Genomic DNA, 508 nt, shown 5'->3' with positions numbered 1-508 from the left:
AAATGGCGCAACCGGTGGGACTGTGCCACAAGACAACAAAACCTATGAAGAAAACGACCAGCTAATCGTGCAGGGCAATAGCGGTCATCTTGTTAAAACGGGTTACACATTTGCAGGCTGGAACACAGAGGCAGAGGGAACAGGAACGGCTTATGCTGAACAGGCAACCTTCTCGATGGGAACGGCAAATGTTACATTCTTTGCCCAGTGGCAACCAATTACCTATCTTGTAACCTTTGAATCAAACGGGGGCAGTTCTGTAACAGCGCAACAAATTGCGCATCAGGCGCAGGTAATCGAGCCCTTTACACCAAGTAAACAAGGCCATACTTTTGTGGGCTGGTATAAAGATACGAACTTAACACAGGAATGGCATTTTGCAACAGATGTTGTGACAGCAGCCATCATCTTGTATGCTAAGTGGACAACAAACCCAACGTATACTGTGACATACGATAAAAATGGCGCAACCGGTGGGACTGTGCCACAAGACAACAAAACCTATGAA

Annotated in this window: 1 protein-coding gene; it reads left to right on the top strand. The window is 46.5% G+C overall.

Features of this window, described 5'->3' with window-relative positions:
• Positions 1 to 508 (top strand): InlB B-repeat-containing protein (locus C9J34_RS20590; RefSeq protein WP_193769119.1); only part of this gene is annotated, 508 nt, incomplete at both ends.

This window comes from Metasolibacillus meyeri (assembly GCF_003049505.1).
Classification (GTDB): domain Bacteria; phylum Bacillota; class Bacilli; order Bacillales_A; family Planococcaceae; genus Metasolibacillus; species Metasolibacillus meyeri.
This window is presented reverse-complemented; position numbering and strand designations above follow the sequence as displayed.